The following is a 22,895-nucleotide window of genomic DNA, read 5'->3' on the forward strand; positions in this document are numbered from 1 at the left end:
CTGTCATCCTCGAAAAAAGGGCAAGGACCGATGGGGTTCAGGGGACCGTGGCGCCGGCATCCACCGTCCAGGCGGCGCCATTGACGTGGGCGGCTTCCGGCGAGAGGAGGAAGGCGACGACCGCCGCCACGTCCTCCGGCGTGCCATAGGTGGCGGTGCCCGCCCTGCGAATGCCGCCGGCGGCCGCCGCCTTCTCGTCCAGCGCATGGATCATCCGTGTGTCCACGGGTCCGGGCAGGACGGCATTGACGCGGATGGCGGTGCCCGCGACATCCAGGGCCGCGACGCGGGTGAGGCCGAGCACCGCGTGCTTGCTCGCCACATATCCGGCGAGCCCCGGACGTCCCCGGATGGCGGAGGTGGAGGCCGTGGTGACCACCGCGCCCCGCCCCCTCGGCCGCATCCGCGCCAGCACGTGCTTGAGCCCGAGGAAGACGCCGCGCACATTCACCGCCATCACGGCATCGAAGGCATCGTCCGGGTAGTCGAAGATGGGTGCGACCGCCCCCTCGATGCCGGCATTGTTGGCGAACAGATCGATGGGACCGAGCTGCCCCTCGGTCTCGGCGACGAAGGCCGCGACCTCCGCCGGCGACGAGACGTCGGCCGCGAGGAAAAGGGCGGTGCGACCCGCCCCTTCCACGAGCCGGGCCGTCTCGGCCCCGAGCGCCCCGTCGCGGTCGATCACCGCCACGTCATGGCCTGCGGCGGCCAGCCGCAGCGCGATGGCGCGGCCGATGCCGCCGCCACCGCCCGTGACCAGCGCGACGCTCACGACTTGACCAGCGAACAGCCGCCTTCCGACAGCGGACGCCACACCTGCTCCGGCGGAATGGACTTCACCACCGTGTAATAGTCCCACGGATACTTGGATTCGGCCGGCGTCTTCACCTGGAACAGGAACATGGGGTGGATCTTGCGGCCGTCGACGCGGATCGAGCCTTTGCCGAACAGCGGATCGTCGGTGGGTAGCGCCTTCATCTTGTCCACCACCGCAACGCCGTCCGTGGCCCCGCCAACGGCGGATACGGCCTTGAGATAGTGCAGGGTCGAGGCATAGGCCCCGGCGTGCAGCGCGCTCGGATAGCGCCCGTCGTTGCGCGGCGCGAAGCGCTTGGTCCAGGCGCGGGTGCCCTCGTTCAGGTCCCAATAGAAGGACTCCGTGAACTGGAGCCCCTGGGCCACCTTGAGCCCCAGCGAGTGGACATCGGTGACATAGAGCACGGTGGCCACCAGGCGCTGCCCGCTCTGCGGGATGCCGAACTCCACCGCCTGCTTGATGGAATTGATGGTGTCGCCGCCGGCATTGATGAGGCCGACCACCTGCGCGCCCGACGCCTGCGCCTGCAGCAGGAAGGAGGAGAAATCCTGCGTATTGAGCGGCGCGCGGACGCCGCCGATCACCTTGCCGCCGGTCCGGGCGACCACGTTCCTGACGTCCTGCTCCATGGCATGGCCGAAGGCATAGTCGGCGGTGAGCGTGAACCAGTTCTTGCCGCCGGATTCCACCACCGCGGTGGCGGCGCCGGTGGCCAGGGCATAGGTGTCGTAGGTCCAATGCACCGTATTGGGCGAGCAAGCCTTTCCGGTGAGGTCCGAGGAGGAAGGACCGGAGGCGATCATCACCTTGTTCTTCTCGCGCGCGATGGAGGCCACGGCGAGCGCGACGGCCGAGTTCGGCACGTCCACGATCATGTCGACACCCTCGGTGTCGAACCACTTGCGGGCGATGCCGGCTGCGACATCGGCCTTGTTCTGGTGATCGGCAGCGATCACCTCCACCTTGAGCGGCTTGCCGGCCGCGTTGAAATCCTCGACCGCCATCTGGGTCGCGACCACCGAGCCCTTGCCGGTCACGTCCGCATAGAGGCTGGACATGTCTGTGAGCACGCCGATCTTGATCGTCTTCTGGTCCTGCGCGAGGGCGAGCCCCGGCATCGCCAACATCAGCGCGCCGGCGGCTACCAGGGCTCGGCGTGAGGGCGATGGCGGGCGCCGGAGCCGGGCGAGGGTCTCGTCTGTGGTTCGGGTCATGGATAGTCCTCCCTTCGTTTTTGTTCTGGTGGCAGCTCAGGGAATGAGCCGCTTGAGCAGACGACGGTCCTCCACCGCAAAGCCGCCGCCGTATACGTCGGAGACCATGAACTGGGCGGAGAGGACTTCCGGCTCCAGCTCGGTCAGCGGATCGAAGGCACTCGCGTGCAGGTTCATGACCGCGCGGCCGGCGACAGGCGCGGAATAGGCGATGGGCGTGCGGCGGTAGACGACGTCGGCATAGGCCGTCTCCAGCCGCTCGGGGTGCGGCAGACGGCGCACATGGATTTCGCCGCCGGGCTGCTCGGTGCCGTCCACGAGCCGCACGACGGGGGCCTCGGGGTCCGGCGTGAACGACACTTCCGCGAGCGGCACGCCGCGCCGGATCACCGCGCTTTCGATGGCGCCGGTCTCGGCCTCGTCAAAGCGATAGGTGCAGTCCTTCTTGGTGTATCCGAACAGCTCGCGGCCGGCCGCGATGCCCATTGGGTCGGAGCAGTACATGTAGATGTGCGTCTGGGTGAACAGGTCCTCGTAGCGCACCGCCACCGTGACCATGAGGTCGAACATGCGGCCCTGGTGGAGCGACAGCGTGTGTCCCGGCGAGGCCATGAAGCGGAAAGCGACCCGGTCGTTCACCAGCTCGAACGGCGTGTCCGCGAGCAGAGCCCGCGTCTTCGCGGGATCGACGCGGGTCATCACCTCCAGCGTGCGCAAGGCGCATTCCCACTCCACCGGATAGGCCGGGGAATAAGGCGGGTTGACCCCGCTGCCGGGGTGCATCTGATACTTGCCGAACATCGGTCCTCTCCTTTTATGGCTTGCCCTGGCGCGCGGGGCTTGTCGTTCAGACGGGCGCCGCAAGGCGCGCGGCGGGTTCGGAATAAGCGGGCGCGTCCAGCAACGCGCGCGCGGCGTCGGCCGTGTCGGTGATGCCGCACAGGGCCATGGTCAGGTCGAGTTCCCGGCGGATGAGTTCGAGGCAGCGCGTCACTCCCGCCTCGCCCATGGCCCCGAGGCCGTAGAGAAACGCCCGGCCGATGAGCACGCCGCCTGCGCCCAGCGCCAGCGCCTTCAGCACGTCCTGTCCAGAGCGGACGCCGCCATCAAACAGCACCTCGGTGCGCGCGCCCACCGCCTCGGCGATAGCCGGCAGCGCGGAGATGCTGGACGGCGCTCCGTCGAGCTGGCGGCCGCCGTGGTTGGACACGACGATGGCATCCACCCCCGCGCGGGCAGCCGCCCGGGCGTCCTCGGGGTCCATGATGCCCTTCACGATGAGCTTGCGGTCCCAAAGGCGCCGCAGCCACCGCACGTGCTCCCAGCTGAGGGTCTGATCGAACTGCTCGGACACCCAGTGGGCCAGAGAGGAGGCATCGCTCACCCCCTCCACGTGGCCCACGATGTTGCGGAAGGTGCGCCGCTGCGTCCGCGCCATGTTCAGGCACCAGCGCGGCTTGGTGGCGAGGTTGACGAGATTGCGCAGCGTGGGGCGCGGCGGGGTCGAGAGCCCGTTCTTGATGTCGAGGTGGCGCTGGCCCTGCACGGGCAAATCCATGGTGAGCACCAGCGCCGAGCAGCCTGCGTCATGGGCGCGGGCGACGAGCCGTTCCATGAAGGCCCGGTCCTTCATCAGATAGAGCTGGAACCAGAAGGGGCGCGAAGTGTGGGCGGCGACGTCCTCGATGGAGCATACACTGACGGTGGACAGGGTGAAGGGCACGCCGAACCGCTCCGCGGCGCGCGCGGCGAGAATCTCCCCGTCCGCCCACTGCATCCCGGCAAGACCGGTCGGGGCGAGCGCCACCGGCATGGCGACATCCTCGCCCAGCATGCGGCCGGAGAGGCTGCGCCGGGAGATGTCGATGCCGACGCGCTGGCGCAGGCGAATGGCAGCAAGGCCTTGCTCATTCGCGCGGTAGGTTGCACCGGTCCAGGAGCCGCAATCCACGTAGTCGTAGAACATGCGCGGCACCCGGCGGGCGGCCAGGCGGCGAAGGTCCTCGACCGAGGTGATGGGCGCGTCCGGGAAGATCACTCTAGCTGTCCTGAGGCGTGGCCAAAAACGTACTTTGGATTCAAAGTACGTTTTATGTTAGAAGCCATGCGACGGGTCCTGTCAAGGGTGCGGACCTCTTGCATCGGGCTGTCGCTGCCGATAGGCGCGAACGATGCCGCGCGGAACCGGGAGAACGGAGCAGGTCATGGGGGTTGAAAAAGCCGGCAAGGACGCTGACGCCGCGGCGGGCGGCTCCCTTCAGGACCGGACCTATCTCCAGCTCCGCGAGATGATCGCCGCCGGCCAGATCCGTCCCGGCGAGCGCCTGCTGGAGGCGGAGGTGGTCCGCGCTTTCGGCATCAGTCGGTCGCCGGCCCGACAGGCGCTGGAGCGGCTGCGCCGGGATGGCGTGGTGGAACCGCTCGAAGGCCGTGGCTACCGGGTTCCCGGCGGCGCACCATCCGACACGGCGGTGCTCGATCCCGTGGACATGTCGGCGCCCCGGCAGTGGGAGCGGATGTATCAGGAGGTCGAGCAGGAATTGTTCGTACGCACCCTGTTCGGTTCGGTGCGTCTGAACGAACTGCGTCTGGCCGAGCATTTCGGCGTCAGCCGGACGGTGACCCGGGACCTGCTGGCGCGGATGCACGGCGTCGGCCTCATCGCCAAGGATCATGCCGGCCACTGGATCGCCGAGCAGATGACGCCGGATCGCATCCGCCATCTCTACGAGCTGCGCTGCCTGCTGGAGCCGGCGGCCTTGCGCCAGGCGGCGCCCCGCGTGCCCGCCGCCGTGCTGGCGGACATGCGCGCCCGCGTCCTCGCCACTCGCGCAGAAACACCCATCAGCAGCACGCGCTTCGACGAGGCGGAAACCGATCTTCACATCACGCTGCTCGGCTATTGCGCGAACCCGGAGATCATGCGCGCCCTGAAGCGCACGCACCTCCTGTTCGGCCCCACCCGCCACCTCTTCGATCCGTTCCTGGGCATTCCCATCCGGTTGATCGTAGCGGCGCTGGACGAGCACATCGAGATCATCGACCTTCTGCTGGAGGCCCAGCCGGAGCGGGCCGCGCAGGCCCTTGAGGCCCATCTGAGGGACGCCGTCGAGCGCTGGCTCCGCCGCTTCGAGATCACCGCCAAGGGCAAGCCGATCCCCGTCCCGTCCTATCTCCAGGCCGTCGCGGACTGAACGGCCGGCCGTGTCCTCGCCGGCGTCCATCGGCGTCCCCTTGGGCCGATGGCGATTTCAGATACACCAGGCTGATACCTGCAGGGCATGAAGGGACTGAAGAGTCGGAGAAAGCCGACGAAGAAGTACTCGCCAAAACGAACGGCATGGGCCAAGTATGCCGGGCGCGTTGGTGAGAATACCGGGGTCTGGTTATTTTACCTCCGTGCCAAAAAAGGCGGGGGAGGCCCCATGATACCGCATCCTTGCACCCGATTCCCGTGCCCCTCGCCAGGCTGCGAACACTGCGACCCGCTCATCATGAGCCTGCCTGTCCCGGATACTACGCTGCCGCCCTACTGCCCCGGATGGGAATGCCCGCGCTGCCACAAGATCAATGCGCGGGGAGTGGGGGAATGCGATTGCGAACCGCGAAAAAAAGAAGGCGAGAAATAGTGCCGGCCTCGCGCGCAAACGCCCTTGGCTTCGGTCTGACGTGCAGTTGAGGACAGGCAGTGCACGAAACCAGGCTGTTACCTGACGACCGTCGAGCCTGGACAGAGTTCGCGACGGTGGCGTGTTTACCTTCCACGGGCGTGGTGCGCACTCCCGGCTTGGACCGAAACATGGCGAGCCCCTCCGCTGCCGCCGGAACCCGAGAAGCGCGCGGGCCAGCGCTTCTTCAGCCTCACGCCGCCCCGTATTGCTTGATCTTCGCGTAGAGACTGCTGCGCGACAGGCCCAGAAATCTTGCCGCCTCCCGCTTATTGCCCGCCGCCTGTTGCAGCGCGTCGGCAATCATCGAGCGCTCCAGCCTGGCGACGGCGCCGCCGAGATCAAGGACCGGCGACGCTTCGTTCTCGTGCGCTGCGGATGGAAGAACGTCCGCGACATGGTCCGCCTCGATCCGCGCCCCGTCGCTGCGCACATAGATCTGCTCGATGACGTTGGCGAGCTCGCGCACATTGCCCGGCCAGTCATGGCGCTCCAGCCGCGCCACGGCGGCCGCCGTCAGCGGACGGATGGCGACGCCGAAGGCGGCGGCGGTCTGCTCGCTGAAGCGGGAGGCCAGCAGTTCCACGTCTCCCGCCCGCTCGCGCAAGGGCGGCAGGTGGATGGGCAGCACGTTGAGCCGGTAATAGAGATCCTGCCGGAACGTGCCCGCACGCACCATGTCGGCGAGGGGGCGGCTAGTGGCGGCGATGATCCGCACGTCCACCCGCAACGGCTGGTTGGAGCCCACGGGCTCCACCTCGCCATCCTGCAGCGCGCGCAACAGCTTTGCCTGCAGGCCTAGCGGCATGTCGCCGATCTCATCGAGGAACAGCGTGCCCTCGTGGGCGATCTGGAACTTGCCGGGCCTCGGCTGGCGGGCGGCCCCGGTGAAGGCGCCCGGCGCCACGCCGAAGAATTCCGCCTCCAGCAGGTTTTCCGGTACCGCCGCCACATTGATGGCAACGAACGGCCGGCTCATGCGCTTGGAGGCGGCATGGATGGCATGCGCGGCCATTTCCTTGCCCGTGCCGGTCTCGCCGAGGAGCAGCACGGCGGACCCGACCTCGCCCGCCCGGCGCAGCAGGCGCGCCAGCTGCCGCATGGCGGGGCTCGCGCCGAGGATGTGCTCGGCGGTGAAGCGCACGGCCCGCTTGGCGGAGAAGGCCTGCTCCATCCGGCTGAGTCGCGACTGCATCTGATGGAGCCGCTCGGCGATGGGCCGCAGATAGGGAATGCTGTCCTTGAGGGCGAAGGCGATGGCGCCGATGATCTCGCCCGTCTCGTCCCGAAGCGGAAGCCGCGTCACCAGCAGCCAGCGGTCGCCATACTGGATGATGTCGAGGGGATGGGGATGGCCGGTCTCCACCACCTCGCGCATCCGGCTATGGGGGATGACGCGCTCGATCTCCTGCCCCACCAGATCGGCAAGGTCCGGCTTGCCGAGCAGCGCCAGCTGGCCCTCGCTGAACCAGACGACCCGGGACTCCCGATCGACGAGGGTCGCCCCGTCGATCATGCCCTCCACCATGCCCAGGAGCGCTCTGGCGGCGGCGAAGCGTTCGTCGGCGATGGTGGTCATGGGGCAAATCCGGATGGATGCGTGTCGAATTTCTGGACACGCATGTCGGTTATCTGGACATCAGGCGTGCGAGCCGTTGTCAATGGACAAATCGGCCCCTTCGCTGACGGACCTCGGCAGGTCCGAGGCGCCTCTGTCCGGAATGCTGGACACATCTGACGTCGAGCTTGGCCGGGCCGCCTGCGCAATCCGTTGATTTTGCTGGTTCGGCGCGGCGCTCCGGCCGCTGGCACGCGCCTTGCGCAGGGATAAGGCAAAACAGGTCGCCCTGACGGCGGGCGCGCAAGACATCGGGACGAAATGCAGCCGAAGAGGATCGCCGTCATTGGCGCCGGCCTGATGGGCCATGGCATCGCGCAGGCCTTCGCCGGTGCCGGGCTGCCTGTTTCCATTCACGACGCCGACCCGGCACGCCGCGCCGGCGTTCCCGGCCGCATCCGCGAGAGTCTCGAACGGCTGGGTGCCGATCCCGCCGCCGGGGACCGGGTGACGCCCGCCGATACGCTCGCCGCGGCGGTGGCCGGCGCCGATGTGGTGATCGAGGCGGTGCCGGAAGATCTTGAGCTGAAGAAGAGGGTGTTCGCGGAGATCGAGGCCGCCGCCCCGCCTCACGCGCTGCTCGCCAGCAACACTTCGGTCATTCCCATCACGCAGATCATGGCCGGGCTCGCCCACCGGCGGCGGGCCATGGGGACGCACTGGTGGAACCCGCCGCACCAGATCCCCCTCGTGGAGGTGGTGCAGGCCGAGGACACCGGCGTCGCCGAGATCGCGGCCATGATGGCGCTCCTCGCCGGCATCGGAAAGAAGCCGGTGCATGTGCGCCGGGACGTGCCCGGCTTCATCGGCAACCGGTTGCAGCACGCCATGTGGCGCGAGGCCATCGCGCTGGTTCAGGCCGGCGTCTGCGATGCCGCGACCGTGGACGAGGTGGTGAAGGAGAGCTTCGGCCGGCGCCTTTCGGTGCTGGGTCCGCTGGAGAATGCCGACCTTGTCGGCACGGACCTGACGCTGATGGTCCATCGCTATGTCCTGCACGACCTCGACCGCACGCCCGGGCCGCTGCCGCTGCTGGAAGATCTGGTCGGCGCCGGCCGCCTTGGCGTGAAGACCGGCGGGGGCTTCCGGGACTGGACAGAGGCGGAGGCGCAGGCGGTACGCACGCGCCTCGCGGACCATCTGCGCCGGTTCGACGTTCACGACACATGAGAGAGACCACACCATGAAAGGCCGCAACGCCATCGTCACCGGCTCCACCTCCGGCATCGGCCTCGCCATCGCGCGGGCGTTGGCGGGGGAGGGCTGCAACGTGATGCTCAACGGTCTCGGCGATGCGGGCGAGATCGAGGCCGTCCGCGCCGATCTCGCCGCGGCCGCCGGTACGAAGATCGCCTATAACGGCGCCGATGTGAGCCGCCCGGCCGAGGTCCGCGCTTTGGTCGCGGCAGCGTGCGCGGAACTGGGCCCGGTGGACATTCTCGTGAACAATGCCGGCATCCAGCATGTCTCGGCGCTGGCGGATTTTCCGGACGAGCAGTGGGACCGCCTCGTCGCGGTGAACCTCTCCGCCGCCTTTCACGCCAGCAAGGCGGTCATCGGTTCCATGACGGAGCGGCGCTTCGGCCGCATCGTCAACATCGCCTCCGTGCTCGGGCTCGTGGGCGCGCCGCACAAGGCGGCCTATGTGGCCACCAAGCACGGCCTCGTGGGGCTCACCAAATCCATCGCGATCGAGGTGGCGGAGACCGGCGTCACCTGCAACGCCGTCTGCCCCGGCATGGTGATGACGCCGATCATCGAGATGCAGGTGGCCGACCAGGCGAAGGTCACGGGCCTGTCGCCCGAGGACGTTGTGAAGGAGGTGTTCCTCCAGAACCAGCCCATCCGCCGCCCGGTGACGGCGGAGGAGATCGCCGGGGCCGTCGTGTTCCTGTGCTCGCCGGCCGGCTCGGGCGTCACGGGCACGACGCTGGCGGTGGATGGCGGCTACGTCGCCCGCTGAAGGCTCCGAAAGGTTCCATCGACGCGTTCAAGCAAACAAAGCTCAGCAAACATAACGCAGGGAGAAATCGCATGAAGGGTCTCATGGTTGCCGCGGCGCTCGGCACCGCCGTCGCCGCGCTCGCAGGGCCGGCTTCTGCCCAGATGTCCGACGGCAAGATCAAGATCGGCCTGCTGTCCGATCTCGCCGGCGTCTATTCCGACATCAACGGGGAGGGCTCGGCCCAGGCGGCCCGGCTCGCGGCGGAAGAGTTCGGCAACGCCATCAACGGCGTGCCGGTGGAGATCATCGTCGGCGATCACCAGAACAAGGCGGACGTGGCGGCGAGCCTCGCCCGCAAGTGGATCGACACCGAGCAGGTGGACGTGGTGGCCGACGTGCCGAACTCCGCCGCCGCGCTGGCCGTGCAGGCCATCACCAAGGAGCGCAAGCGCATCTTCCTCATGTCCGGCCCCGGCTCGGTGGACCTCACCGGCAAGGCGTGCAGCCCCTACGGCTTCATGTGGACCTGGGACACCCACTCGGTGTCGGCGGCCACCGCCCGCGCGCTGGTGACCAAGGGCGACAAGAGCTGGTTCTTCATCACCGCCGACTATGCCTTCGGCCATTCGCTGGAGGAGGAGGCATCCAAGACGGTGAAGGCCATGGGCGGCACCGTGAAGGGCGGCGTCCGCGTGCCCCTCGCGACCTCGGACTTCTCCTCTTTCCTGCTGCAGGCGCAGGCGTCGGGCGCCAAGGTGGTGGCCCTCGCCAATGCCGGCGGCGACACCATCAATTCCGTGAAGCAGGCGACCGAGTTCGGCCTGCCGCAGGGTGGGCAGACGCTCGCCGGCCTGCTCCTCAACATCAACGACATCCACGCGCTGACGCTGCCGGTGGCGAAGGGCCTCATCCTGTCCAACTCGTTCTACTGGGACATGAACGACGAGACCCGCGCCTGGTCGAAGAAGTTCGAGGCCAAGACCGGCCGCAAGCCTTCCATGAACCAGGCGGGCGTCTATTCCGCCGTCCGCCACTATCTCCAGGCGGTGAAGGACCTCGGCACGGACGACGCCGACAAGGTGGCCGCCAAGATGCGCGCCACGCCGGTCACCGACATGATGATGAAGGACGCGAAGATCGGCGAGAATGGGCGTGTATTTAACAACATGTACCTCTTCGAGGTGAAGAAGCCTCAGGATTCCAAGGGTCCGTGGGATTATCTCACGCTCCTCCAGACGGTGCCCGGCGCCGAAGCCTACATCCCGGTCAAGGACAGCGGCTGCCCGCTGGTGAGGTAGCAGCCAGAGGCCCAGCTCGCGGCGACGCACGACCTCCGATTGGGCGCGGGTGATGGGGTGCATTGAAGGATAAGCCTGGCGGCCGCCTGCGGGACGGTTGCCCGGCTTCCCTCTGTTAAAGTGCAGCCCGTCAGGGCGATGAGCGGGGTGATCGCCTGTGTCGAATCGTGCGGCGGTCTCACCCAGATCTTCGACACGCCGGTCACGGCATGCGCCGTGGCCAAGCGCTCGTTCGCCGAGGCGAAGGGCATCGCGCCGCTTGGCCGGCTCGCGGGCTTTGGCGTCGCCGGCGTCGAGCCGGGCCTGTTCGGCCTCGGCCCGGTGCCGGCCGTGCGCAAGGCGCTCGCGCATGCCGGCTGGTCCCTCGGCGACATCGAGCGCATCGAGATCAACGAGGCGTTCGCCGCCGTGCCCATCGCCGTCGCGCGCGAGCTGGGACTGCCAGAGGACATCGTGAACGTGGAGGGCGGCGCGGTGGCGCACGGCCATCCTATCGGCGCCACGGGAGCGATCCTCGTCGCCCGCCTGCTCCACGCCATGCGGCGCGACGGGCTGAGGCGCGGCATGTCACCCTGTGCATCGGGGGTGGACAGGGCATTGCCCTCGCCCTCGAAGCGATGTGAGGCCCGCCATTACCGCGCCCCGACAGAAGCGGCCGTTGCCGCGCTAAGCGCGGCGCCCGCACACCAAGCCGCCGACGCCAGAACCCGCCGGCTGGTGGAAGCGCCCATCGTGCCGCTTCTGATCAGGCTCGCCTGGCCCAACGTGCTCATTATGCTCGCGCAGGCCTCGGCCGGGCTGATCGAGACCTTCTTCGTGGCCAAGCCCGGCTCGGCGGCGCTCGCGGCCATGGCGCTGGTCTTTCCGGCCGTCATGTTGATGACGACGCTGTCGGCCGGCGCGCTGGGCGGCAGCATTTCCTCCGCCGTGGCGCGGGCGCTCGGCGCGGGGAGGCAGGCGGCGGCGGATGCGCTGGTGCTCCACGCCATTGCGGTGAGCCTTGCTTTCGGGTTCGCCTTCGCCGCGCTGTTCCTTCTGTTCGGCCGACAGATCTATGGGGCGATGGGCGGGTCCGGGCCGGAGCTGGAGGCGGCGCTCATCTATTCCAAATCGTCTTCCTCGGCACGCCGCTGACCCGGACCATGAACGGGCTCGCCAGCGTCGTGCGCGGCACCGGCAACATGCTGCTGCCGGCCATCGTCATCTGCGTCGGCGTGGTTCTGCTGATCCCGATCTCGCCGGTACTGATCTTCGGCTTCGGCCCCATTCCCGGCTTCGGCATCGCGGGGGGCGGGCTGGCGCTCATCGCCTATTATCTCGGCGGCACGCTGGTGCTCGGCGCCTACATCCTCTCCGGGCGCAACCCCGCCCGCTTCCGCTGGGTGCGGCTCGACTGGCGGGTCATCGGCTCGGTCATGCGGGTCGGGGCGCTGTCGTCGCTGCAGTCGATCCAGACCAATGTCGTCGTCGGCGGCGCGACGGCGCTCGTCGCGCTTCAAGGCGGCGTCGATGCGGTCGCCGGCTTCGGCACGGGCGTGCTCATCTGGAGTACCTGCTCATCCCGCTCATCTTCGGCATCGGTGCGCCGATGGTGGCGATGGTGGGCACCAATCTCGGTGCCGGGCCCGGCGACCGCGCGCTGCATATCGCGCTGACCGGTGCGGGCCTCGCCTTCGTCGTGACGGAAACGGTGGGGCTTGCCGCGGCCTTCTTCCCCGAGGCGTGGCTTTACCTGTTCAGCGCGGAACCGGCCATGGTGGCCACAGGCAGTTCTTACTTGCGCATCGTCGGGCCGTTCTACGGCTTCGTCGGCATCGGGCTCGCGCTTTACTTCGCGGCGCAAGGCGCGGGGCGACTGTTCTGGCCGGTCGTGGCCGGCTTCCTAGGCGTCGCCATCGCGCTCGGCGGCGGCTTCATGGCCCTCTGGCTCACGGGCTCCATCGCGGCACTGTTCGCCGCGCTCTCGCTCGCCCTCGTGGTCTATGCGGTGACCACGCTGGCTGCCGTCAAGACGGGGGCTTGGCTGCGGTGACGCAGCAGCTCAGTCGTCCCGTGGCGATTGTTCAGATCGCGAGGCGCTTGGCGTTCATTGTCAGGGTCACGATGACGCCGTCGCTGGGCCACTCGGTGTCGATCGATCCGCCAAGCTGTCCGGTCACACTGCGCTGGAGCAGCCGGCTTCCGTAGCCCGCGTCGCTCTTGACCTCGACAGGCGGCCCATTGCGCTCGGTCCACACCACGGTGATCTCGTCGCCGTTGGTCGATCCGGAGATGTCCAGGATCCCCGATGACACCGACAGGGCGCCATATTTCAGCGAGTTGGTCGCGAGTTCGTGGATGACCAGAGCGAGGGCGGTCGCGGATTGCTCGCCGATGCCCATCCGTGGCACCGCCACCCGGATGCGCCCGCTGAACGCGCCCTCGTCGTCATAGGGGGCAAGCAGGACCGCAATCAGATCGCCCAGGAGCGCGGCCCGGCCCTGGTCCTTCGCCAGCGGCCGGACCAGATCGTGAGCGCGCCCGAGGGAGGTGAGCCGCTGGATAAGGTCGCTCGCCATGTCCTCCACGGATGTCGCCGAACGCGATGTCAGGCTGGTGAGCCCGGCCGCGATCGCCAGCAGGTTCTTCACCCTGTGGCTCATCTCGCCCGCCAGCAGCTCGTGGCCCTCTTCCGCCTGCTTGCGGCCGGTGACATCGAGAAAAACGCCCCAAACCTGGCCCTGGTGCAGCCCCTCGTCATTGCCGAGACCGCGGGCGGAAATCCAGCGGATCTCATCGCCGAGGAGAATACGGAAGTCGATCTCATAGGAGCCGACCAATGCCCGCGTGGCCGTGAATGCCGCCTGCACCCTGTCGCGGTCGGCGGGGTGGATGTGGGAGGAGAGATCCTCGAACGTCACGCTCTTCGCCTGCGGCAGACCCCACAGATCAAACCCCTGCTCGTCCATGGCGAAGGCGTTGGTTTCGACGGTCCACGCCCAGAGGGCGACCCCCGCGGCATGAAGGGCGCGCTTGAGGTTGTGCACATCCCACAGGGGGTGGGCTTCGTCGCTGACGGGCATGGCAACCTTTCATGGGGCGTAAAACGGAGGTTTTGAACCGGCCTTGTCCGTAAAAGGGGAGTTACCATTTGGGGGTGTAGACTACAATAAGCTCACTATTTTCCATGTTTTTAACGGAGATTCATAGCAGCGTCTCAGCTCATCCTGACGTTGGCATTTTTCCCGGCCGCCCGGCCAACAATAGACAACATGCACTTTACTGCGCGAGCTTTGCCGTGAACGGAGCCGAAAGCGATCTCGGGCGTTACGTTACATAGCCAAGGGAGCACGTCATGGCCAAACGCGAACTCATCGATACGGGCACCGACAAGCGCTACGTCCGGCGCGACGAACAGGGGCGGTTCCGGGAATCCGACGATGTCGGCAAGTCGCTGGCGCAGGACGTGCGCAAGACCGCCAAAGCCTCGGTCAAAGCCGGTCAGGGCGACACGGGCGACCGCAAGCGATAAGCTTTGCCGCTGTGAAGATCGCGAGCTTCAATGTCAATGGCGTCAACGGCCGGTTATCGGTCCTGCTGCGTTGGCTCGCTGAAGCGCAGCCGGACGCGGTCTGCCTTCAGGAGCTGAAGGCGCCCAGCGAACGCTTCCCGATCGGCGAGATCGAGAAGGCCGGCTACGGCGCGATCTGGCAGGGCCAGAAGAGCTGGAACGGGGTCGCGATCCTCGCCAGAGGCAGCGAGCCGATCGAGACGCGGCGCGGCCTGCCCGGAGACGGGGACGACAGCCAAAGCCGCTACATCGAAGGGGCGGTCGACGGAATTCTCATCGGTTGCCTCTATTTGCCCAATGGCAATCCGGCGCCCGGGCCGAAGTTCGACTACAAGCTGGACTGGTTCCGGCGCCTTACCACCTATGCGGAGGAGCTTCTGGAGCTTGAGGTGCCGGTGGTGCTCGCCGGCGACTACAATGTGATGCCGACCGACCTCGACGTGTACAATCCCGAACGCTGGCGCGACGATGCCCTCTTTCGGCCAGAGGTCCGCGCACTGTTCGCGGCGATGGTCGACCAGGGCTGGACCGATGCCCTGCGTTCTCTTCATCCCGGCGAGGCCCTCTACACGTTCTGGGATTATTTCCGGAACGCTTGGGGGCGCAATGCAGGGCTGAGGCTGGACCATTTTCTGCTGAGCCCGAGCCTCGCGCCCCGCCTGGCCGCAGCCGAGGTTGATCGCGCCGTGCGGGGCTGGGAGAAGGCAAGCGATCATGCCCCCCTGTGGATCGAATTGGCCCAGGAGGAGAGCGCGGACCGGCCGGGTGGAAAGCTGACGGCGCCCTCTCGATCACGAGAGCGCCCCACGCGCCGGAAGTGAGGTCGCGCTCTCCAGCCGTGCAGCGGCTGTCACGCGCGCGACCTCGGAGCCAAGCGTTCGCCCGCGTCGCGGGCGGCATTGGCGACCTCTTCGATGGCGGACATGACTTCGGCCGTCGCGGTGTGGTGCACCATGTGACCGCCGGCCTTGACCCGCCTGAGCGAGCTGCCCGCGATCAGGTCATGCAGGCGGCGAGACTGCTTGTCGATGTCCACCACCCGATCGCCTTCGCCGGCGACGAGGGCGACCGGCATCGTGAGCGCTCCATACCTTTCGCTGGCGCTGTAGGCCGCAGGAATCATCAGCATCGATTCGGCTGCGGCGGCGCGTAGCTGGGAGGGGCGCAGTGCCATGTCCCGTGGAAAGGCCCGGAACTTCGCCGGAATTTTCGCCGGGGCGAAGAGGTTTCGGAGCATCTGGCGCCAGGTGAGCCGGGCAAGGAGCGGCGAAACCGTGTAGCGGAGCACGTCGCCGACAACGGGAATGGCTGGTCCGCCGAGCGCGACCGCATCGGCGCGGAAATCCGGGAAGTAATAGCCGGACGCCAGCACCAGACCCGACACCGCCTCAGGATGGTCCGAAGCCAGTCGTACTGCGACGCAGGCGCCCCATGAATGGCCAAACAGAAGACAGCGCGAAACCCCGAGCTGAAGCAGCGCCTTGCGGAGGAGTTCTGCCTGCGCGGCCGCTGTCCAGACGGTGGTTCGCGGGCGCGAGCTGTGTCCGAAGCCGGGACGATCGAAGGCGATGACCCGATATCTGGTGGCGGCAGCCGCCATCAGACCGCTTGCATCGAGATCGTCGAGGGTCACGCCATTGCCGTGCAGCAATACCAGAGGCTCGCCGAAGCCGCGCTCCACGTAATGAAGGCGCACGCCATCCACATCGATGAACGTTCCAGAGGGAGGGTTCAGCCGCTCCGTGTCCCGCGCGATCAGGGCATTGGCGACAGCGGCTGCGACACCGGCCGCGACCAGGGAGGCAAGGGTGATCTGCCGGTTGGAAAGACGAGAGAACAAGGCGAGCACTCCATGCAAGGCATGGTCGATGCCTCTGTGAATCGAAAAATGTTGTAGTCGGCAGCAAACGCCCCCCGTCCGGCGATGTTCCTGCCGATAAACGCGACGCGTCAGTATTCCGCGCGTTTCCTGGGTACGTTCTTTTACTTTTCTGCTGCGCCAGCGATTGTTGCGCGACGGGGCTGTCGCGCGTTTCGAGGATGCGGCACAGGCCGTGCTTCGCTGCACGATGGAGTTAGGGTCCCTGATCTTCGCTGTGGCCCGCCTGATTGCCGCTGTCGCCGGGAACACCCAAGCCTGCTGCGCGGTTCATCTCACATCGAAACAGGAGGTCATCATGGGCCGAGGCATTCTACTGTGGCTGCTGGGCGTTCCGATCCCGATCATCATCCTTCTCTTCCTCTTCTTCAGGTAGCCGCTGACACCAGACACGGGCCGGCGCGAAGCCGGCCGGTGTCTTTACTGGTGCCGCTGCCGCTGAACGGCGTGGAGGTCCCATCAGGGGCACAGAAGCCCGGCTGCAGTTGGCGGAGGGCTCGTGTCGCTGATCTTCAGCTCAGCTTGCCGGTAGCCTGTTCCAGCAGATCCCATGCCTTGTCGCCGAACTTCGCCCGCCAGTCCGCACAGAAGCCGGACGTGCTGAGCACGTCGCGGACGGGCAGGGGATCAACCGTCTTGAAGACAAGCCGCTTTTCCACCAGCACGCCGCGCAGGGCCGCCGCGTGTCAGCCGGCGCGGCAGGACAGGCCGCCATCCACCGGCAGGCTGACGCCGGTGATGTAGCCAGCCTCGTCGGAGGCGAGGAAAAGGGCGGCGTTGGCGATATCCCAGGCGGTTCCCATCTTGCCGGTGGGGCAGGCGGCGTCGCGCGCCGCGACCATCGCCTCGGCATCGGCGTACTGGCCGGAAATCTGCTGGAAGATCAGCGGTGTGTTCATGAGGCCAGGCATGATCGCGTTCACGCGGATGCCGTCCTTCGCATATTGAAGGGCAAGGCCCATGGTGAAGTTGTTCACCGCCGCCTTCGCCGCGTAATAGGCGATGTAGGGATAGCCCGTGTAGCGCACCGCCGCGATGGACGAGACGTTGACGATGGCGCCGGAGCGGCGCGCCAGCATGTGCGGGAGCACGTGCTTGCAGGTGAGGAAGCAGCCGGTGAGGTTGAGGTCGATGGTGCGGTGCCAGGCCGCCTCGTCCAGCTCGATGGGGCCGCCCATGGTGGCGTAGCCCACATTGTTGTGCAGCACGTCGATGCGCCCGTGGGCCGCCATGACCTGCGCCACAACATCGGCCACGGCATCGGAACTGGTCACGTCGCAGGCGAAGGCGGAGGCGGCGCCGCCCTCGGCGGCGATGATCTCCAGTGTCGCCTCGGCGGCGGCCGGGTTCACGTCCACGCACACCACGTGGGCGCCGTTGCGGGCGAAGGTCACCGCCGTCGCCTTGCCGTTGCCCCAGCCCGGCCCGACAGACCCGGCGCCGAACACGATCGCGATCTTGCCTTCAAGGCGGTTGCTCATCTCGAAAGTCCTGGAATGTGCGTTGAAGCGCGAAGCGCCGTCGCGGGACGTCGCGCATGTTCTAGACGAAACCCGTCGAGATCCACTGCTCGGCGATGACCGGCGCAGCCCTGCGACCAGCGCGACCATATAGCCGATGATGGGTTTCAGGCCCGCGTCGGCACGCCGCTCAACTCACACTTGCCTCGGCGCTCCGAAACACGCCATCGTGCGGCGAGGAGATCGCCACGATGACCAACGAAGCCCTGAATGACCCAGCGGAAATCCCGCCCGAGCTCGACCGCTGGAACTGGGGCGCCTTCTTCCTCAACTGGATCTGGGGCATCGGCAATTCCACCTGGATCGCGCTGCTCGCGCTCATCCCGCTCGTCAACCTGGTCATGATGATCGTTCTGGGCTTCAGGGGCAGCCGCTGGGCCTGGCGCAATCGCACATGGCGCAGCCCCGACCAGTTCCGCCGCACACAGCGCGCCTGGGGCATCGCCGGCCTCGTCGTCTGGCTCGTCGTGGTGGGCGGATTCGGCACGATGTTCTACACCATGCCGGGCATCCTGAAGAATACCGACGCCTACGCGCAGACCATGAAGGCGGTGCAGTCCGACCCGCAGGTCGTCAGCGCGCTCGGCGCGAACATCCAGGACGGCTTCTGGGTGTTCGGGCAGGTGACGGTCGATGGCAATGGCGGCGGCTCCGCGAGCTACAGCATCCCCATTCATGGGGACAAGGGAGCGGGGAAAGCCATCGCCCAGGCAACCCGCGAGGGCAACCGCTGGACCATCCGGCAGCTTGTCGTCACCGTGGATGGCCGGCAGACGCCCATCGTCCTCATCCGCAACGGCCGGCCGGGGGGCATCGGCGCCTGAGCGGCGCGGAGGGGGCGGGATCGCGGCCTTTGCGGAAGGCCGGAAGTGTGCGACCAAGCGCGGGGTTTCGCAGGGGAAAGCCGGCATGTGCACAGCGCTCGTCTATGGTGATGCCGCGGGGCGGTCCTATCTCGGCCGCACGCTCGAGCTGACGATGGATCTGCCTTACGAGGTCGCCTGGTTCCCGGCCGGTTTCCCCGTGACCTCGCAGGCGCCCGGCCATCCGGCGCTCGCCTATGCGGTCGACCATGCCTTCCTCGCCATCACCATGCCCTGGCGCGTGCCCACGCCAGAGGCGCCGCTCGGCATGGCGGATCTCAAGGTCATCGAGGGCCTGAACGACAAGGGCCTCACCTTCAGCCTCCTGTCCTATCCCGCCGCCGCCGGCCGCGCGCAGGGGGTGGAGATGACGCGCGCCGTGCTCGCCGCCTCCGATCTCGGCAGCTGGGTGCTCGGCCGGTTCGCGAGCGTGGCGGAGGTGAAGGCGGCCCTCGCCGCGCAGCCGGTGGTGCTGGAGGCGCTGGCGCTGCTGCAGGGGGCGGTCTCGCCCTTCCATTATGTGGTGAACGACGCCGCGGGCGCCTCGCTGGTGATCGAGTTCCACAAGGGCGAGATGCAGCTCTACGACAACCCCGTGCGGGTGATGACCAACGGCCCCCGCTTCGACTGGCACCTGACCAATCTCGACAATTACACCTTCCTCAGCAATGTCGACCGTCCTGCGGCGACCTTCGGCGGCTACGCGGCGCGCCAGCCTGATTCCGGCATCGCCACGGCGGGGCTGCCATCCTCCAGCACGTCGGTGGGGCGGTTCGTGCGGGCGGTTTATTACGCCGAGTTCGCCGAGAAGGCGGACACGCCCGATGGGGCGGTGAACGCGCTCGCCCATGTGATGAACACCTTCGACCGGCCGCGCGGCGTGTCCATCGACTATCCCAGCGAAGGCGGCGGCCACATGGAGGTGGCGGGGCTGAAGGAGGACGCCGCGCGGCCCTACGCGACCGAATTCACCTCCTGGACCAGCCTCTCCGACCTCGGTCGGCTGCTGTTCTTCGTGCGCGACTATGCCGGCATGAACTTCACCCGCTTCGACCTCGCCGCGCTCCGGGATGCGGCGCAGCCGCTCGCGCTTCCCCTGAGCCGCCTGTCGGCGCTGCCGGCGGACGCGACCGGATCGCTGAAGGCGGCAGCGAAAGCGGAAGCCGGATGAGGCGAGCCTATTCGTAGAGGTAGCCCACCGGGCTGCCGGCGAGGCGGTCGCTGCGCAGGTCGGCACGGGTGATGATCCGGCCGGCGAGGGCGTCGATCTCGTCGCGCTGGCCGGGCGTCCACATCTTCAGCGCATCGAAGCCGTTGAGCAGGCCGAGCCGGAGGATCTGCGTGTCGTCGCCGACATCCGTGAGCCGGATGGCGCCCTTGCCGGCGGTCACCGTATCGCCCGTGCCCAGTTCGATCGTCTTGCCCGCGCCGTCGACGAAGCCGGCGGTGCCGCGGATGATGCGGTAGACCACGACTTCGCCCTTCGCGAGCCCCTCCGCGTCGGCCGCCATGGCGGACTTGGGCAGCACCGCGCCGCCGCGCGGATCGGTGGCGATGATGTGGCCGGTGACGAGGCTGCCGCTCGGTGCCTCGATGCCGAGGTCACGCACATGCACCGGCATGGCCGAGGCCACCGGGCCGAGCGCGTCGGCGGGATAAAGGCGGAAGAGGGCGTCGAGGGCGAGCGGATCCTGGACCCAGAAGCCCGCGCCGGCCGGGCGGTTGTGCAGCGGATGCTTCCAGGCGGTGCGGGGGGTCTCGTCCTCGCGGATCTTGTCGGGGCCGACCACCGTGGGGTTCGGGAAGGTGGAGGGATCGGTGATGAAGGCTTCGAGGAACTTGCCCGAATAGCCCATGCAGAGCGGGTCCGGCACCACGGTCTGCGGTGTCTTCAGATTCTCTTCCGTGGAGAGGCCGGACCAGGTGTAGAAGAGCTGGCGATGCACGATGGCGCTCTGCAGCATCACCGCGCCCGGCCCCACGTAATGGAGCTTGCCGTCATAGTCGAAGGTGAACATGCCGGAGGTGACGAGCACCAGCTGGAAGCCGCCGGGCGGCAGGTGCAGGTGGAAGTCGGTCGGCCCCGTGTCGTCCCGGTAGATGGGCAGGTTGGTGGCCACCTCCTGCAAAAGAAAAGCGCCATTGTTGGCGTGGAGCCCTTCCAGCGCGCGGTGATAGAGCGCCTGCGGCCGGTACACCGGATCGTAGCTGATGTCCTTGTAGCGATCGATCGCGATGAAATCGGCGCGATTGAGGGCGATGGCCGCGCCATCCGGCTGCATGAGGCCGGGCCATTTGAAATCACCCATGGACTGAAGACCCATAGCAATCTCCCGGGCGCGAGGCGGATGCGTGGTTGTGATGTCGTCGCTTATATTCAATCCAGGCTCTGCTGCGTCAATCGAATAGTTTAGACCGCGCGGGGCTGGCGCGAAGTTGAACGCGATGCCGGGTATTCGTGCGCAACATCTGCTCTTTTGCTTATATTTTGACTTGTCCGTGCTCAAGCCGGGGGCAGGCACGCGATCCTCCCGTCCCGGGATGATGGTGGGTGTGAGCCGCGCCGCGCCCTGCTATGAGAGCGGCCAACGAGATCAGGTGAGGCGCATCCGTGACCGACGACATCCTCCCCAACGTGAACGAAGCCCTGTTCCACGTTCCGGCCCCCGACCGGCTCATCCCGGCCGCGCCCTCCCGTCACCCCCCGCGCATCCTGTTGCTCTATGGCTCGCTGCGCGAGCGCTCCTACTCCCGCCTGCTGACGCTGGAGGCCGAGCGTCTGCTGAACCGGCTGGGGGCGGAAACGCGGGTCTATCACGCGGATGGCCTGCCCTTGCCCGATGGCGCCCCGGTGGACCACCCCAAGGTGGCGGAGCTGCGCGAACTCGCCCTGTGGTCGGAGGGGCAGGTGTGGTGCAGCCCGGAGCGGCACGGCGCCATGAGCGCGGTGATGAAGGCGCAGATCGACTGGATCCCCCTCGCGCTAGGCGCCATCCGCCCCACGCAGGGGCGCACGCTCGCCGTGATGCAGGTGTGCGGCGGTTCGCAATCCTTCAATGCGGTGAACCAGATGCGCATCCTCGGCCGCTGGATGCGCATGCTCACCATCCCCAACCAGTCGTCCGTCGCCAAGGCCTATCAGGAGTTCGACGAGGCGGGCCGCATGAAGCCCTCGGCTTATTACGACCGGGTGGTGGACGTGATGGAGGAGCTGGTGAAGTTCACGCTGCTCACGCGCGACATCTCCCCGTACCTCACGGACCGCTACAGCGAGCGCAAGGAGGCGGCCGAGGCGCTGGAGGCGCGGCTCGCCCTCGGCTCGGCCGTGCGGTGACTGCCGCCGCATCGCCGGCCGCAGCCGGCGGCGCCGGCCGTGGGGTCATCGCCGCGCTCGGCGTGGTGCAGATCCTCACCTGGGGCTCGTCCTTCTATCTGCTCACGGTGCTGGCCGGGCCGATCGCGGCGGACACGGGCTGGCCGCTGCAATGGATCGTCGGCAGTCTCTGCGTGGGGCTGCTGGTGGCGGGGCTCGTCTCGCCGAAGGTCGGCGCGTTGATCGCTGCGCGCGGCGGCCGGCCGGTGCTGGCGGGCGGCTGCGTCCTGCTGGCCTGTGGCCTCGCGCTGCTGGCGCTGGCGCAAGGGCCGATCGTGTTCGCTTTGGGCTGGTGCATCGCCGGCGCGGGCATGGCGGCGAGCCTTTATGATGCGGCCTTTGCCGCGCTGGGCCGGCTCTATGGCGCCGGGGCGCGTCGGGCGATCACGCTGCTGACGTTATGGGGCGGCTTCGCCAGCACGGTGTGCTGGCCCATCACCGCCTTCCTCGATGCGCATCTGGGCTGGCGCGCGACCTGCCTCGTCTATGCCGGCCTGCATCTGGGCCTCTCCATGCCGCTGGTGCTGGCGTTCGTGCCGAAGGTCGCGCATCGGGAGGAAAGCGGCGGGCCGACGCGGGTCACGCCGGTGACGCTCAGCGGGCGGGAGCGCCTCGCCTTCCTCCTCATGGGCGGCATCGTCACCTGCATCGGCACCATTGCGTCCGCCATGTCGGTGCAGGTGCTGGCGCTACTCCAGTCGCGCGGCCTCAGTCTTGCGGAAGCGGTGGCGCTCGGGACGCTCGTCGGGCCATCGCAGGTGCTCGCGCGCGTGGTCGAGCAGATGTCTGGCGGTCGGCATCATCCGCTCTGGACGATGATCTGGGCGGTGGCGCTGATGGGGCTCGGGCTCGTGCTGCTCGCGGCCGGCTTTCCCATCGTCGCGGTTGCACTGGTGGCTTACGGGGCGGGTAACGGCATCTTTTCCATCGCCAAGGGCACGGTGCCGCTAGCGGTGCTGGGAGCGGAGCGCTATCCCGTGCTCGCCGGCCGCCTTGCCCGCCCGGCTTTGCTGGCGCAGGCGCTGGCGCCGCTGGGTGCGGCGCAGCTGCTGACGGCCGGCGGGGCGGGCGCGGTGCTCGCGGCGTTGGTCGCCCTGTGGCTCGCGGCGGCGGTGCTGCTCGCGCTGCTGTGGCGGCGGGTTTAGCC

General features: G+C 67.8%; 22 protein-coding genes and 2 pseudogenes. 14 read left to right on the forward strand and 10 right to left on the reverse strand.

Annotated features, from left to right (window positions below; all coding sequences use genetic code 11):
* Window positions 1-37: 37 nt before the first annotated feature.
* Genes V5F63_RS04970 through V5F63_RS04985 form a run of 4 tightly spaced genes read right to left on the reverse strand, consistent with a single transcriptional unit; the run spans window position 38 to window position 4,069 of the window.
* Window positions 38-775, reverse strand: a complete 738-nt coding sequence (locus tag V5F63_RS04970; protein ID WP_209487914.1) for an SDR family NAD(P)-dependent oxidoreductase — start codon at window positions 773-775, stop codon at window positions 38-40.
* A complete protein-coding gene (locus tag V5F63_RS04975; RefSeq protein ID WP_209487915.1) occupies window positions 772-2,034 on the reverse strand; it encodes an ABC transporter substrate-binding protein in 1,263 nt (420 codons plus the stop codon). Before V5F63_RS04975 ends, V5F63_RS04970 begins: the two co-directional genes overlap by 4 nt.
* Before the next feature lie 36 nt (window positions 2,035-2,070).
* The gene (locus V5F63_RS04980; RefSeq protein ID WP_394101758.1) at window positions 2,071-2,835 is read right to left on the reverse strand and encodes an acetoacetate decarboxylase family protein; all 765 of its coding nucleotides are present in this window, start codon (window positions 2,833-2,835) and stop codon (window positions 2,071-2,073) included.
* A 46-nt stretch (window positions 2,836-2,881) separates the two neighbouring features.
* A complete protein-coding gene (locus V5F63_RS04985) occupies window positions 2,882-4,069 on the reverse strand; it encodes an alpha-hydroxy acid oxidase (protein ID WP_209490225.1) in 1,188 nt (395 codons plus the stop codon).
* 169 nt (window positions 4,070-4,238) lie between these two features.
* Here V5F63_RS04985 and V5F63_RS04990 point away from each other — a divergent pair, with 169 nt between their 5' ends.
* Window positions 4,239-5,228, forward strand: coding sequence for a GntR family transcriptional regulator (locus tag V5F63_RS04990; RefSeq protein ID WP_209487917.1), 990 nt, complete (start codon window positions 4,239-4,241; stop codon window positions 5,226-5,228).
* Between the two features lie 667 nt (window positions 5,229-5,895).
* Here the strand turns inward: V5F63_RS04990 and V5F63_RS04995 are convergent.
* Window positions 5,896-7,281: a sigma-54 interaction domain-containing protein gene (locus V5F63_RS04995; RefSeq protein WP_245327383.1), complete on the reverse strand. Its 1,386-nt coding sequence runs from the start codon at window positions 7,279-7,281 to the stop codon at window positions 5,896-5,898.
* A gap of 300 nt (window positions 7,282-7,581) precedes the next feature.
* Between V5F63_RS04995 and V5F63_RS05000 the strand changes: the two genes are divergently transcribed.
* The 7 genes and pseudogenes from V5F63_RS05000 (at window position 7,582) to V5F63_RS05030 (ending at window position 12,595) form a co-directional block, all read left to right on the forward strand.
* Entirely contained in the window at window positions 7,582-8,490 is a 909-nt protein-coding gene (locus tag V5F63_RS05000) for a 3-hydroxyacyl-CoA dehydrogenase family protein (protein ID WP_394101759.1), read from the forward strand.
* A 13-nt stretch (window positions 8,491-8,503) separates the two neighbouring features.
* Complete coding sequence (locus V5F63_RS05005; protein ID WP_394030009.1) at window positions 8,504-9,283, forward strand: 3-hydroxybutyrate dehydrogenase; 780 nt, start codon at window positions 8,504-8,506, stop codon at window positions 9,281-9,283.
* 71 nt (window positions 9,284-9,354) lie between these two features.
* Entirely contained in the window at window positions 9,355-10,563 is a 1,209-nt protein-coding gene (locus V5F63_RS05010; protein WP_394030007.1) for an ABC transporter substrate-binding protein, read from the forward strand.
* A 207-nt stretch (window positions 10,564-10,770) separates the two neighbouring features.
* Window positions 10,771-11,186: pseudogene (locus tag V5F63_RS05015) on the forward strand (acetyl-CoA C-acyltransferase); the annotation flags it as partial.
* 196 nt (window positions 11,187-11,382) lie between these two features.
* A pseudogene (locus V5F63_RS05020) lies at window positions 11,383-11,697 on the forward strand (MATE family efflux transporter); the annotation flags it as partial.
* Between the two features lie 8 nt (window positions 11,698-11,705).
* Window positions 11,706-12,218 carry an MATE family efflux transporter gene (locus tag V5F63_RS05025; RefSeq protein WP_394101760.1) on the forward strand — a complete coding sequence of 171 codons (513 nt, stop codon included), beginning with the start codon at window positions 11,706-11,708 and terminating at the stop codon, window positions 12,216-12,218.
* Window positions 12,161-12,595, forward strand: coding sequence for an MATE family efflux transporter (locus V5F63_RS05030; protein ID WP_394101761.1), 435 nt, complete (start codon window positions 12,161-12,163; stop codon window positions 12,593-12,595). The genes V5F63_RS05025 and V5F63_RS05030 overlap by 58 nt, the downstream gene beginning before the upstream one ends.
* Before the next feature lie 31 nt (window positions 12,596-12,626).
* Here the strand turns inward: V5F63_RS05030 and V5F63_RS05035 are convergent, their stop codons facing one another.
* Complete coding sequence (locus tag V5F63_RS05035) at window positions 12,627-13,625, reverse strand: sensor histidine kinase (protein ID WP_394101762.1); 999 nt, start codon at window positions 13,623-13,625, stop codon at window positions 12,627-12,629.
* Window positions 13,626-13,897: 272 nt separating this feature from the next.
* On the opposite strand from V5F63_RS05035, the gene V5F63_RS05040 reads away from it, so the two are divergent.
* Together V5F63_RS05040 and xth are read left to right on the forward strand one after the other, a co-directional pair.
* Window positions 13,898-14,074 carry a hypothetical protein gene (locus V5F63_RS05040; protein WP_209487922.1) on the forward strand — a complete coding sequence of 59 codons (177 nt, stop codon included), beginning with the start codon at window positions 13,898-13,900 and terminating at the stop codon, window positions 14,072-14,074.
* 11 nt (window positions 14,075-14,085) lie between these two features.
* Window positions 14,086-14,934, forward strand: coding sequence for an exodeoxyribonuclease III (gene xth, locus V5F63_RS05045; protein ID WP_394029999.1), 849 nt, complete (start codon window positions 14,086-14,088; stop codon window positions 14,932-14,934).
* 29 nt (window positions 14,935-14,963) lie between these two features.
* On the opposite strand, the gene V5F63_RS05050 is transcribed toward xth, so the two are convergent.
* The 3 genes from V5F63_RS05050 to V5F63_RS05060 form a co-directional block, all read right to left on the reverse strand.
* The gene (locus tag V5F63_RS05050) at window positions 14,964-15,962 is read right to left on the reverse strand and encodes an alpha/beta fold hydrolase (RefSeq protein ID WP_394101791.1); all 999 of its coding nucleotides are present in this window, start codon (window positions 15,960-15,962) and stop codon (window positions 14,964-14,966) included.
* A gap of 542 nt (window positions 15,963-16,504) precedes the next feature.
* Window positions 16,505-16,657: a hypothetical protein gene (locus V5F63_RS05055; protein WP_394101763.1), complete on the reverse strand. Its 153-nt coding sequence runs from the start codon at window positions 16,655-16,657 to the stop codon at window positions 16,505-16,507.
* A 21-nt stretch (window positions 16,658-16,678) separates the two neighbouring features.
* Window positions 16,679-17,473, reverse strand: a complete 795-nt coding sequence (locus V5F63_RS05060) for an SDR family NAD(P)-dependent oxidoreductase (protein ID WP_209487926.1) — start codon at window positions 17,471-17,473, stop codon at window positions 16,679-16,681.
* 230 nt (window positions 17,474-17,703) lie between these two features.
* Between V5F63_RS05060 and V5F63_RS05065 the strand changes: the two genes are divergently transcribed.
* Window positions 17,704-18,336: a cytochrome c oxidase assembly factor Coa1 family protein gene (locus tag V5F63_RS05065; protein ID WP_394029992.1), complete on the forward strand. Its 633-nt coding sequence runs from the start codon at window positions 17,704-17,706 to the stop codon at window positions 18,334-18,336.
* A gap of 85 nt (window positions 18,337-18,421) precedes the next feature.
* The gene (locus tag V5F63_RS05070) at window positions 18,422-19,546 is read left to right on the forward strand and encodes a linear amide C-N hydrolase (protein WP_394101764.1); all 1,125 of its coding nucleotides are present in this window, start codon (window positions 18,422-18,424) and stop codon (window positions 19,544-19,546) included.
* A 7-nt stretch (window positions 19,547-19,553) separates the two neighbouring features.
* On the opposite strand, the gene V5F63_RS05075 is transcribed toward V5F63_RS05070, so the two are convergent.
* The gene (locus V5F63_RS05075; RefSeq protein WP_394029988.1) at window positions 19,554-20,699 is read right to left on the reverse strand and encodes a hypothetical protein; all 1,146 of its coding nucleotides are present in this window, start codon (window positions 20,697-20,699) and stop codon (window positions 19,554-19,556) included.
* A gap of 287 nt (window positions 20,700-20,986) precedes the next feature.
* On the opposite strand from V5F63_RS05075, the gene arsH reads away from it, so the two are divergent.
* Both arsH and V5F63_RS05085 read left to right on the forward strand, forming a co-directional pair.
* Window positions 20,987-21,709, forward strand: coding sequence for an arsenical resistance protein ArsH (gene arsH, locus V5F63_RS05080; protein WP_394029987.1), 723 nt, complete (start codon window positions 20,987-20,989; stop codon window positions 21,707-21,709).
* The gene (locus V5F63_RS05085; RefSeq protein ID WP_394101765.1) at window positions 21,706-22,893 is read left to right on the forward strand and encodes an MFS transporter; all 1,188 of its coding nucleotides are present in this window, start codon (window positions 21,706-21,708) and stop codon (window positions 22,891-22,893) included. The genes arsH and V5F63_RS05085 overlap by 4 nt, the downstream gene beginning before the upstream one ends.
* Window positions 22,894-22,895 lie beyond the last annotated feature (2 nt).

It is taken from the genome of Xanthobacter wiegelii (genome assembly GCF_043193855.2).
GTDB classification, from domain to species: Bacteria; Pseudomonadota; Alphaproteobacteria; order Rhizobiales; family Xanthobacteraceae; genus Xanthobacter; species Xanthobacter flavus_A.